This is a genomic window from Amycolatopsis sp. lyj-112 (genome assembly GCF_046549055.1).
In the GTDB taxonomy this organism is placed as follows: domain Bacteria; phylum Actinomycetota; class Actinomycetes; order Mycobacteriales; family Pseudonocardiaceae; genus Amycolatopsis.
This window is the reverse complement of record NZ_JAJPWS010000021.1, coordinates 100112-110878: the sequence shown is the minus strand read 5'-3', so window position 1 is coordinate 110878 and position 10767 is coordinate 100112. Positions and strand designations below refer to the sequence as shown.

The following is a 10767-nucleotide window of genomic DNA, read 5'->3' as shown; positions in this document are numbered from 1 at the left end:
GCCGGTGCTTGCGCGCCGGCCGCCGCCCCGCGGTGTCGATCAGCCTCCGCAGATCCGGTAGGCGTAACAGGGACCGCAGTACACCTTGCAGGCACCGTTCGTCGAACAGTTCTGACGGAAGTCGCTGCGCTCACGGCAGTAGCAGTGCTTGGTGAACGGGTCGGGCGGGCAGCCCGCGCCCACGTCGGCCTTGGCCACGAACACGCTCAGCAGCTTGTCGCTGAGGGTTTCCAATGTCTTGCGCATGTTCCGCGCTCCTCGCTTCCTCCGCGCCGGGTGGCGTCGGCAGCGCCCAACGTAGGAAAGGCCGGTACACGAACGCGGATAGCGGCGATACACGCACGCGTGTATCGCCTGTGCCCCGAACGCGGGATGAACGTCCGGCAAAGTCGGAGGTGATAGAACTGCCTTAAGGGGTCTCACGTTTCTGTCTCCAACTCTCGGGAGAGGTGTGAGTGTCGTCGATCGAGTTCAGGGTTCTGGGGCGACTCGAGGTACACAACGAAGGCGGGACGATCGCGCTAGGCTCCCTGAAGCAGCGCAATCTCCTGGCCGCCCTGCTGCTGCATCCGGGCCGCACCGTGCCGATCCGCAGGCTGATCCAGACGTTGTGGGGAGACGACCCGCCGCTTTCGGCCATCGCCAACCTGCGCACCTACGCCAACCGGCTCCGCAGCGTGCTGCCGGGTGACCGCATCATCGGCCGCACCGCGGGCTACGAAATCCTGCTGCGCCAAGGAGAATTGGACCTACACGTGTTCGCCGAACGGGCCGGGGCCGGCCGTGCGGCACTCGCTCGTGGTGATCACGCCGCCGCCGTCCGTCATCTCGGTGAAGCACTTTCCGGTTGCCGTGGCGCGGTGTTGGAAGATATCGCCGACAACGAGGCGCTCGCCGGTTCGATCGCACCGGTCGAGGAACTCCGGCTTTCGGTCGCCGAAGACCATCTCGACGCCCGGCTCCGGCTCGGCGAACACCGTGAGGTGATCGCCCCGCTCCGGGAGTTCGTCGCCGAACATCCGTTGCGGGAACGCCCTTGGGCGCATCTGATGACCGCTCTGTACCGATCCGGAGATCCCGCCGGCGCACTCGCGGTCTACACCGACTGCCGCCGTGTGCTCGCGGACCGGCTCGGCCTGGAACCGTCGCCGGACCTGGCCGAACTGCACCGGGCGGTCCTGGACCGGGATCCGGGGCTCACCGCCGTCTCCCCCGCCGCCGTCGCCGCGGCGGTTCCGGTCAAGACGTCGGAAACGCCCGCGCCGCAAGAGCTTCCGGTGCGGTGCCGGTCGTTCGCCGGCCGGGCGCGGGACGCCACCCGGCTGACCGCTTTCCTCGTCGGGGAGGACCGGGGCCCGAAGGTCGCCGTCGTGCACGGTCCGTGCGGCATCGGCAAGAGCGCCCTCGTCCTGGAGGTCGCACACCGGGTCGGGGCTCGGTTTCCGGGCGGGCAGCTGTACGTCGACCTGAGCGTCGACGGTCCGGCGTCCCGCGTTCCTCCCCGGTTGTTGCGACATCTGGGCGTTCCCGCCTCGGATATTCCCTGGGCGCCGGACGAAGCGGCCGCGGTGCTGCGCTCGCACCTCGCCCATCGCGCGGTTCTCCTGGTGCTCGACGGGGCGGCCGAGTCCGCCGCGCTCGGTGCGCTCATCCCGGCGATGGGCTCGTGTGCGGTGCTGATCACCAGCCGCTCGCCGTTGATGCTGGACGGCGCGGAGCACGTGGCCCTCTCGCCGCTGTCCGATGAGGACGGACTCGACGTGCTCGGCAGGCTGGCCGGAAGGTTCAAAGTGGACGCCGAACCCGGTGCCGCGGCCGAGATAGTCCGGTACTGCCACGGGATCCCGGCCGCGTTGCGGATCGCGGGCACCCTGCTGGCCTACCGGCCGACGCGGCCGCTGTCCTGGCTGGCCCACCGGCTCGCCCCCGAGGAGAGGCGGCTGAACGAACTCGACTTCGGCGGGGAATCGGTGCGGGCGCTGTACTCGTCGGCCTTCCAGCCGATCGCGGCGGGCAAGGATCCGTTGGCCGCGGCCGCGTTCCGTCTGCTCGGCAGGCCGGGTTTCGAGGTCTGCCGCACCGCGCAGGCGGCGGCCATCCTCGACGTCTGCACGTTGAAGGCCGAGGCCGCGCTGGACAGGCTGGTCGACCTCGGTCTCGCCGAGTGGGGCGAGGAGGACACGTACCGGCTGCCGCCGCTGATGCGGCTGTTCTCGGCCGAACTCGCGGCGATCGTCCCGGCGCAGCGAGCCGCGCTCGCCTGGTGAACCCCGCACCGATTGATAATCTCAGGGTTATCGATCGGTGCGGGGTTCCGCGTTGATCAAGGGTCTCGGCCAGGAGAAAGTAGACCTGTCAGCGAGCCCGCTGAACACCGAAGAAGCAGGAGATCACCACCATGTCCGAGACCATCCTCCTCCGCGCCGCCGATGCCGAGGTCGTCAGCGACGCCCCGGGCAGCGACATCACCCTGCTGGCCGACTCGAACACGACCGACGGCGGCTTCACCACCAACCGCGCCACCCTGAAGCAGGGCGTGTTCGGTACCCCCGCGCACTTCCACACCCGCGCCACCGAGTTCTTCTTCGTCCTCGAAGGGAAACTTCAGGTGCTCGTCGACGAAGACCTGCACACCCTGGAGAAGGGCGACTTCCTCGCCGTCCCGCCGCGCGTGCCGCACGCCTTCGGCCCGGCCGACGACTCGGACGCCGACGTGCTGGTGACCTTCACCCCGGGCATGGACCGCTTCGACTACTACCGGCTCCTCGACCGGGTCGCCCGCGGCGAAGCCGACCCCAAGGAGATCGCCGCATCCTCGAAGCAGTACGACAACCACTACGTCGACAGCCCGATCTGGCGTGCGGCCCGCGGCCAGTGAACGTCAGTCGATGACCGCGGTGGCCTCGATCTCCACCAGATGCTCGGGCACGTCCAACGCCGCGACACCGATCAGCGTGCCCGGCGGAACCGGGGTGCCGCCCAGTTTCGCGGCGGCCCGGGCCACCCCGTCCAGGAACAGTTCCAGCTTGTCCGGGGTCCAGTCGACGACGTAGACGGTCAGCTTCGCGACGTCGTCGAAAGAGGCACCGGCCCCGGCCAGCGCGGTGGCGATGTTGAGGTAGCACTGTTCGACCTGCGCGGCGAGGTCGCCTTCGCCGACTGTGACACCGTCGGCGTCCCAGGCGACCTGCCCCGCGAGGAAGACCAGCTTCGACCCCGTCGCGATCGACACCTGCCGGTACGCGGGGATCTCCGGCAACCCGGCGGGGTTCACCAGGATGATGGCCATTTCGTCACTCCTTGCTCGTGGTCACTTGTGGTTACCCAGGAACTGTAGGAGAGTGTGCGTCGACCTGGAAGAACGCACTTTTTCGTGACTGGGGAACCTGATGGTGACCAAGCAGTTCAGCGGCTCGGCCGAAGACGCCGACCTCGCCCGGGCGGACTCGCTGGCCCGCGAGATCTTCACCGACGTGGCCAACAAGTGGGCGCTCCTGATCATCGAGACGATCGGCGGGCACACGCTGCGGTTCACCGAACTGCGGAACGGGATCGAGGGCATCAGCCACAAGATGCTCACCCAGAACCTGCGCATGCTGGAACGCAACGGCCTGGTCGAGCGGACCGTGTACCCCACCGTTCCGCCGCGGGTCGAGTACAACCTCACCGAAGCGGGCCAAGGCCTGCGAGCGACGGTCGACGGGATGTGCGACTGGACCCACCGGTTCCTCGGCCACATCGAGGACTCACGGCACCGGTTCGACGCACCTCTTAACGGTTAACGGCCTGGCCAGGACTCCAACCGGTTCAAATCCGGCCGGTCCGGATCTATGATCACGCCCACCGAAGTGGGGAGTCGTGATGACCGGCCAAGCGAAACCCCGGCCCGAGTTCGAGCGGTTGCTGCGCGACGGGCCCTTCGCTGACGCGCTGCGCGAAGCCATCCGAGTACGCGGCCTCAGCCTGGAGCGGCTGCGCGACCACCTGCGCGCCCGCGGTGTCTCGGTCACCCCCGCGACGCTCAGCTACTGGCAGTCCGGGCGCAGCCGTCCGGAGCGCCGGGACTCGGTACTCGGACTGCACCATCTCGAGCGGGTGCTCGAAGTCCCGCCCGGGTCCTTGACGGCATTACTCGGCCCGCCGCGTGCTCGCGGCCGCTGGCCGGCCCGCGCCGACGGCCTGACGGAGATCGGCCGGTTCTGGCCGGACCGGACGCAGATCGACGCGGCCGTCAGCGAGGTCGACACCCGATGGGACGAGCGGCTGACGCGGATCAGCCAGCACGACGTCGTCTCCGTCGGCCCCGGCCACGAAGAACTCGCTTTCCGGTCGAGGCAGGTCCTGCGAGCCGAAGCCGACGGCCCGGACCGATGGGTGGTCATCGTGCACATCGACGAGCACGACCGGCCGCTGCCGTTGCTGACCGCGCTGCGGGGATGCCGTCCCGGCCGGAGCGTGCACCGCCCCGAAGACGGTCTCCTGGTGGTGGAACTGCTCTTCGACCGGCCACTCGCGAAAGGCGAAACGGTCATCACCGAACACACCCTGGAGAACCGCAGCCCGTTCCCGGTGGCGACCAACTACGAACGCAAATTCCGGCTGCCTGTCCGGGAATACGTCCTCGAGGTCCGATTCTCCCCCGGAGTGCTCCCGGCGGAATGCCGCCGCTATTCCGAACAGGACGGACAACCCGCGGAGTGGACGGAAGTATTGCCGGGAAACGATTCCGTTCACGGGGTCGCACTCAATTTCGGCCCAGGTCGGTTCGGCTTCGATTGGGACTGGCACTCTTAATTGTTAACGACTCGCGAACCTACAATTACCTGAGTCCGAAGAATTACCGTCGGCGCACCTGCTTCCGAATCAAGGAGTGCGCATGCGCCGGCACAGCAGATTACTTTCCTACCTGAGCCTCATGGCCTTGGCCGCGTTGGGACTCAGCCCGGCGGCCCAGGCCGCACCGCCACCGGACCCGGTCCATCCGAAGGCCGAAGTGGACGGCGTGGCCGCGGCGTTCGGCATCACCGCGTCCGAGGCACAGTCCCAGCTCGCCGCCCAGGACGAGGCCCACCGGCTGGCCAAGTCGCTTCCGGACGCCTTACGGGCCCGCTCGGCCGGGCAGTGGTTCGACGCTGCGACGGGCAAGCTGACCTTGGCCGTCACGAGCGGCGCGGACGCCGACGCGGTTCGGGCGAGCGGCGCCGAAGCGCGGCTCGTGTCCCGATCCCAGGCCGACCTCGACCGGACCGACGACGCCGTCCGCGCCCTCGTCGGCGAAGGTGTCCCCGGTGTGTTCGGCTGGGGCATCGACGTGCGGAACAACGAGGTCGGCGTTTCGGTCGATCGCTCCCGCACGACCGCCGCGACCGAGAGTTTCCTTTCCCAGGCACGGAATCTCGGCGTGCGGATCACCGAGACCGGCTCGTCGCCACGCCAGCAGGCGGGCACGATCCAGACCGGCAGCCCGTGGTGGCCGGGCAGTGAGAGCAACTGTTCGGTCGGGTTCGGCGCGACCGATTCGTCCGGTGGCAAGCACTTCCTCACCGCCGGGCACTGCACCAACGACCGCGACCAGGCCGCGTACGGCGCTTCCGGCCAGCAGAACCGGGTCGGCACGTCGAACGTCGGCGGGACGCGCAGCGTCAACGCCCGCGAAGGCGACATGGGCGTCGTCGCGGTGACGCAGCCCGGCTGGGAACTCTCGGCCGCGGTCAACACCTGGGGCGAGCCCGCCATCACCATCACCGGCTCGGCCGAGGCCATGGTCGGCGACCGGGTCTGTCACTCGGGCAACACCTCGAAGTGGAAGTGCGGCGAGGTGAAGTACACGCACAAGTCCGTCGACTACGGCGGCGGGCTGATCATCGAGGACCTGACCTGGACGACGGCGTGCTCCCTCGGCGGCGACTCGGGCGGCGGCTGGCTGCTCGGGACCAAGGCCGTCGGCCTGCACGACGGCGGACCGTCCCAGTGCGTCGAGAACCCGAGCGACGGGGACATGTCGATCTTCCAGCCGGTGATCGAAGCGCTGAACAAGTGGAACCTCACGCTGGTGATCGGCGATGGCGGCGGGGACACCACCGCGCCGAGCGCGCCGGGCAACCCGCGGTCCACCGGCGCGACGTCGAACAGCGTCTCGCTCGCCTGGGACGCGGCCACGGACAACGTCGGCGTCGCCGGCTACGACGTCTACAACGGCTCGTCGCTGGCGTCGTCCGCGACCGGGACCAGCACCACCGTCACCGGTCTCAACCCGGACACCTCTTACGCGTTCACGGTGAAGGCGCGTGACGCGGCGGGCAACGTTTCGCCGTCGAGCGGTGTCGTGTCCGTCAAGACGCAGCCGGGCAGCGGCGGCAGCCGGACGCTGAGCAACGGCACCGACTTCCCGATCCGCGACTACCAGCAGCTGTTCAGCCCGGTCACCTCGACCCTGACCGGCCCGGCCGCGACGTCGCTCGGCGTTTCGGTGACCATCCGGCACACCTGCGCCGAAGACCTCGGCGTGACCCTGCTCGATCCGAAGGGGAAGGCCTATCCGCTCAAGTACAGCGGCGGTTCGGCCTGCACGGCCTGGAACGGAGCGCGGACGTTCAGCGCGCCGGGCGCGGCGTCCTCCCCGGCCGGCGGCAAGTGGCAGCTGCGGGTGACCGACTACGGGCCCGGCGACACGGGCGTTCTCGACACCTGGTCGCTGACGCTCTAAGCAGGGAGAGCGTCTGCGGGCCGGCGCGGGAGGGTGCCGGTCCAGAAGGTCGTGAGGGCCACCCTCAGGGACTCAGAGTCCCTGAGGGTGGCCCTCACGACATCGCTCATCACTCCACCGACCCCGCCATGCGATGCCGCAGTCTCCCCGGACGTGACTGGACGGACGACACGTGTGCTTGAGCGGACGACACCTGTGACTGGATGGACGACACGCCCGCGGCCGGGCTTCCAGCCCGTGTCGTCCGTCTGAACACGCTCGCCGTCCGTCTGGACACGCGTGTCGTCTCTCCAATCACGCGAAACCGCCACCTGCGCACCGGCCAGCAGAGGCTTTCCTCGCCCGCAAGTAGAGGACTAAACGCGGGGGTCACGCCACCGACCCCGCCTGCACGACTACGGCAACCGGACGACGCGGAGGAAAGCGGGCAGCAGCCAAGGTCGCGGCCCGCTGACGACGATCTTGCGCGTCACCGCCGAGCGCAGGTTCCCGACGCGGTGGAACAGCATCAGGTTCATCGCCGCCGGGTCGAACGAGATCCGTACGTCGACCGGGCCGCCGGGGTCCTCGGCCGTCACTCGCCCGCGGTGCAGCACCAGCACGACCGGAGCGGTGTACGGCGACCGGAAAGCCACGGCGATGCGCCGGTCGCGCGGCGGTTCGTCGGTGTCGAGCAGGTGGCCGACGTCGTTGCGCAGCATGCCCACCAGGAAGAGGTCGAAGAACAGCGCCGCGTCTCCCGGCGGCATCGCCCACGGCAGTTTCAGCGCGCGGGCGATGTCCCAGCCGTGGATCTGGAATTCGTTGACCAGGTGCGCGAGCACGCCGGCGAGCGGCACCTTCGCTCCTCCGAGCCAGGGCAACGGCGTGGCCGGGTCGGCTTCCTCGGTCACTCGCAGCACATCGTCGATGTCGGTGAGCAACCCCTTCACCAGGACTCCGATATCGCGTTCGGGGAAGTCCCGCAGTACCAAGGCGTTCAACACGGACACGGTGTCCACTGTGGTCTTTCCGACCTGCTCCCGCGGAGCGAGCACAGAGCCTGTGTCGGAGCGCACCAGCGTCGTGTACATCTTCGCGATCAGGCCGACGTGCGCGACGGTGTCGGCCACCGTCCAGTCCGCGGTCACCATCGCGTTCGGATCGGCGATTCCGGACACCAGGTCGGCGAAGCGTGTGGCCGTCACCCGATAGGCGCGTCGCACCGAACGCCACTGGTCGTCTGCGATCTCTCCGGCCACCTCGACCTCCTCGTCCCCGCCAGTGCGATTTTGCCTTGATACGGCGGGAAAATCGTTCCTCTCCCGTGCTGACCGCGATTCCGCCGAGAGCGTAGTGACCGTACTCACTACGGAAATCGACGTGACATGCACCGACCGGCCCAGGCAGACTGAACGGAGATCAGCCACGCCTTCGCCGCGACCACTGCCGGCGCCGAGGGCGGCCCACCCCGAGCGCGGCCTGCCAGGAGCCAGACACAGATGACCGAGACCATGCCCAAAACCACTTCCGACCAGGAAAGGGCCCCGGAACGCCCCGGGCTCCTGATCGGGGTCCTGGTCCTTTCCGCGTTCGTGATGATCCTCAACGAGACCATCCTGAGCGTCGCGCTGCGTGACCTGACCGTCGACCTCAAGGTCCCGACCACCACCGTGCAGTGGCTGACCAGCGGCTTCCTGCTCACGATGGCCGTGGTCATCCCGACCACCGGCTTCCTGCTCGAACGCTTCACCCCGCGCCAGGTCTTCCTCGCCTCGCTGACGCTGTTCAGCCTCGGCACCCTGGTGAGCGCGGTCGCCCCGGGCTTCACCGTGCTGCTGATCGGCCGGGTCATCCAGGCGTGCGGTACCGCGGTCATGCTGCCGCTGCTGATGACGACGGTGATGCGCCTGGTCCCGGTGGAGAAGCGCGGCGCGACGATGGGCACGATCACCATCGTCATCGCGGTCGCCCCCGCCATCGGCCCGACCATCGGCGGCGCCGTGCTGTCCTCACTGGGCTGGCGCTGGATGTTCTGGATCGTGTTGCCGCTCTCGATCGCCGCACTGGTGGTCGGCATGCTGCAGTTGCGGCTGCACAGCGACACCCGCAAGGTGCCGCTCGACGTGCTGTCGGTCTTCCTGTCCGCCATCGGCTTCGGCGGCGTGCTGTACGGCCTGTCGGTGTCCGGTGAATCGGCGGGCGGCCACCAGCCGGTGCCGCCGTGGGCGCCGATCGTCGTCGGGGCCGTCTCGCTCGTGGTGTTCACCTGGCGCCAGTTGCGCCTTCAGCGGCAGGACCGCGCGCTGCTGGACCTGCGCCCGTTCACCCACCGCAGTTTCGTCGTCTCGCTGATCCTGACGGCGCTGCTGTTCATGTGCCTGATCGGCGCCGCGGCCATCCTGCTGCCGCTGTACCTGCAGACGGTCCTGCACACCAGCACGTTCGTCAGCGGGCTCGCCGTGCTGCCGGGCGGCCTGGTCCTCGGCCTGCTCGGCCGTCCGGTCGGCGCGCTGTTCGACCGCTACGGCGCCCGGCCACTGGTCATCCCCGGCGCCGCCGCGATGGCCGTTTCGCTGTGGCTGTTCGCCCTGCTCGGCCCGGAGTCGCCGCTGTTCGCGGTCATCCTCATCCACGTCCTGCTGATGGCCGGGCTCGGCCTGATGATGACGCCGCTGATGACCGAGTCCCTCGGCTCGCTGCCGGATCACCTCTACTCGCACGGCAGCGCGATCCTCTCCACCCTGCAGCAGGTCGCCGGCGCGCTCGGCACCGCCGTCTTCATCGCGGTGGCGACGTCCAGCACGACGACCGCCGGGGCGACCAGCCCCGACGCGGCGGGGATCCGCGCCACGTTCATGGTCGCCGGCTGCGTCGGGCTGGCCGCGTTCGTCGGGTCGCTTTTCGTCCGCAAGAGCACCGGTTCCGCGGCCGCGAAGGCGCACTAGGTCGCCGCGCCCGCTGTGGCCTCCACCGGGGCCGCGGCGGGCCGCGACCGATCGACGAGCTTGCGGCCGTAGGCGATGGCGGGCTGCTCGACCCACCGGCGTAACGCGCAGGCGAAGATCAGCGCGACGGCCGTGGTCACCGCCGCCTTCGCCAGACCGCTCGGCAGCAGCCAGCCCGAAACTCCGGCGGCCGCGGTCTGGGCGAGGTAGAGCGCGTACGAGCGGTCACCGACGAAGGTCATCGGACGGCTCGAAAGCAGCCACCGGACAGGGCCCGGCGAAACGACGGCCACGAGCAGCAGCGCGGATCCCGCCGCGTAGACCGGGACCACGAACTGCCAGTGCCCGCCGAGCGCCTTGGCCAGCGGCCCGACCGAAAACTGGAGCACGACGAACCCGCAGCCGAGCACTGTCGCGACGGCGGGGCTGGTCAGCGGCCGGATCAGCGCGAACCCCCGGCGATGGTGCAGGGCCAGCCCGAGCAGGCAGCCGATGACCAGCGAGCAGTAGTGCACCGAGAGGCTCGCCCAGGTGTGCGACGGCGCCAGCGGCAGCGCGAACAGCACCACGCCGAGCACCGCCGAAGCGCCGAACAGCAGGCGCAACGCGGTCTTCCCGCTCCGCGCGAACGACGTGAGCACCAGCAGCGCGGGCCAGACGAGATAGAACTTCTCCTCCACCCCCAGCGACCATGACGTCGGGTAGGGCGTGTTGAAGTCGACGAGTTCGTTGCCGAAGACGAGGTAGTACGGCATGGCGTCGGCGAGCCTGCTGCTCTCGTAACTGCCGGCGAGCGTCACCGCGAGCGTGGTGAGCGCGAGCAGCAGGAAGTACACCGGCAGGATCCGGAAGACCCGCCGGAGGTAGAAATCGCGCAGGGAGATCCGGCCGGTGCGGCCCTCTTCGCGCAGCGCCAGCGTGGTGATCAGGAACCCGGACAGCACGAAGAACAGCTGGACGGCGATCCAGCCCTGCAGGCGGTCCACGATGGGCCCCCCGTAGTGGAAGAACACCACGGCCACGGCGGCGAGCGCGCGCACGCCGGTGAGGCCGGGGAACCAGGACGACGCCAGGTAGTCGGTGTGGCTGAGCGGCTGCCACCAGGAGCGGCGCGAGAGGACGGACATGGCCCAT

10 protein-coding genes are annotated in these 10767 nt (G+C 69.2%); 6 read left to right on the top strand and 4 right to left on the bottom strand.

What is annotated here, in order from left to right; translation table 11 throughout:
- Nucleotides 1-39: 39 nt before the first annotated feature.
- Nucleotides 40-246 carry a hypothetical protein gene (locus tag ACLJRL_RS38965; RefSeq protein ID WP_410661418.1) on the bottom strand — a complete coding sequence of 69 codons (207 nt, stop codon included), beginning with the start codon at nt 244-246 and terminating at the stop codon, nt 40-42.
- Nucleotides 247-455: 209 nt separating this feature from the next.
- Between ACLJRL_RS38965 and ACLJRL_RS38960 the strand changes: the two genes are divergently transcribed.
- Nucleotides 456-2267, top strand: coding sequence for a BTAD domain-containing putative transcriptional regulator (locus ACLJRL_RS38960; protein ID WP_410661417.1), 1812 nt, complete (start codon nt 456-458; stop codon nt 2265-2267).
- A 131-nt stretch (nt 2268-2398) separates the two neighbouring features.
- Nucleotides 2399-2878, top strand: a complete 480-nt coding sequence (locus ACLJRL_RS38955) for a cupin domain-containing protein (RefSeq protein ID WP_410661416.1) — start codon at nt 2399-2401, stop codon at nt 2876-2878.
- A gap of 3 nt (nt 2879-2881) precedes the next feature.
- On the opposite strand, the gene ACLJRL_RS38950 is transcribed toward ACLJRL_RS38955, so the two are convergent.
- A complete protein-coding gene (locus ACLJRL_RS38950) occupies nt 2882-3289 on the bottom strand; it encodes a RidA family protein (protein ID WP_410661415.1) in 408 nt (135 codons plus the stop codon).
- Between the two features lie 100 nt (nt 3290-3389).
- Between ACLJRL_RS38950 and ACLJRL_RS38945 the strand changes: the two genes are divergently transcribed.
- From ACLJRL_RS38945 to ACLJRL_RS38935, 3 genes are all read left to right on the top strand, one after another.
- Nucleotides 3390-3782 carry a winged helix-turn-helix transcriptional regulator gene (locus ACLJRL_RS38945; RefSeq protein WP_410661414.1) on the top strand — a complete coding sequence of 131 codons (393 nt, stop codon included), beginning with the start codon at nt 3390-3392 and terminating at the stop codon, nt 3780-3782.
- 79 nt (nt 3783-3861) lie between these two features.
- A complete protein-coding gene (locus ACLJRL_RS38940) occupies nt 3862-4794 on the top strand; it encodes a helix-turn-helix domain-containing protein (protein ID WP_410661413.1) in 933 nt (310 codons plus the stop codon).
- An 82-nt stretch (nt 4795-4876) separates the two neighbouring features.
- Nucleotides 4877-6706 (top strand): proprotein convertase P-domain-containing protein, encoded by a 1830-nt coding sequence (locus ACLJRL_RS38935; RefSeq protein ID WP_410661412.1) that lies wholly within the window; start codon nt 4877-4879, stop codon nt 6704-6706.
- Nucleotides 6707-7101: 395 nt separating this feature from the next.
- Here the strand turns inward: ACLJRL_RS38935 and ACLJRL_RS38930 are convergent, their stop codons facing one another.
- Complete coding sequence (locus ACLJRL_RS38930; protein ID WP_410661425.1) at nt 7102-7839, bottom strand: maleylpyruvate isomerase N-terminal domain-containing protein; 738 nt, start codon at nt 7837-7839, stop codon at nt 7102-7104.
- 348 nt (nt 7840-8187) lie between these two features.
- On the opposite strand from ACLJRL_RS38930, the gene ACLJRL_RS38925 reads away from it, so the two are divergent.
- Nucleotides 8188-9633: a DHA2 family efflux MFS transporter permease subunit gene (locus ACLJRL_RS38925; protein ID WP_410661411.1), complete on the top strand. Its 1446-nt coding sequence runs from the start codon at nt 8188-8190 to the stop codon at nt 9631-9633.
- Here the strand turns inward: ACLJRL_RS38925 and ACLJRL_RS38920 are convergent.
- Nucleotides 9630-10760: an acyltransferase family protein gene (locus ACLJRL_RS38920; RefSeq protein ID WP_410661410.1), complete on the bottom strand. Its 1131-nt coding sequence runs from the start codon at nt 10758-10760 to the stop codon at nt 9630-9632. The two genes, ACLJRL_RS38925 and ACLJRL_RS38920, sit on opposite strands and share 4 nt — an antisense overlap.
- Nucleotides 10761-10767 lie beyond the last annotated feature (7 nt).

Coding starts and splice junctions, on each gene's coding strand:
- ACLJRL_RS38955 (WP_410661416.1), top strand. CDS start 2,399: ATGTCCGAGACCATCCTCCTCCGCGCCGCCGATGCCGAGGTCGTCAGC.
- ACLJRL_RS38930 (WP_410661425.1), bottom strand. CDS start 7,839: ATGGTGACCGCGGACTGGACGGTGGCCGACACCGTCGCGCACGTCGGC.
- ACLJRL_RS38940 (WP_410661413.1), top strand. CDS start 3,862: ATGACCGGCCAAGCGAAACCCCGGCCCGAGTTCGAGCGGTTGCTGCGC.
- ACLJRL_RS38925 (WP_410661411.1), top strand. CDS start 8,188: ATGACCGAGACCATGCCCAAAACCACTTCCGACCAGGAAAGGGCCCCG.
- ACLJRL_RS38945 (WP_410661414.1), top strand. CDS start 3,390: ATGGTGACCAAGCAGTTCAGCGGCTCGGCCGAAGACGCCGACCTCGCC.
- ACLJRL_RS38950 (WP_410661415.1), bottom strand. CDS start 3,289: ATGGCCATCATCCTGGTGAACCCCGCCGGGTTGCCGGAGATCCCCGCG.
- ACLJRL_RS38965 (WP_410661418.1), bottom strand. CDS start 246: ATGCGCAAGACATTGGAAACCCTCAGCGACAAGCTGCTGAGCGTGTTC.
- ACLJRL_RS38920 (WP_410661410.1), bottom strand. CDS start 10,760: ATGTCCGTCCTCTCGCGCCGCTCCTGGTGGCAGCCGCTCAGCCACACC.
- ACLJRL_RS38935 (WP_410661412.1), top strand. CDS start 4,877: ATGCGCCGGCACAGCAGATTACTTTCCTACCTGAGCCTCATGGCCTTG.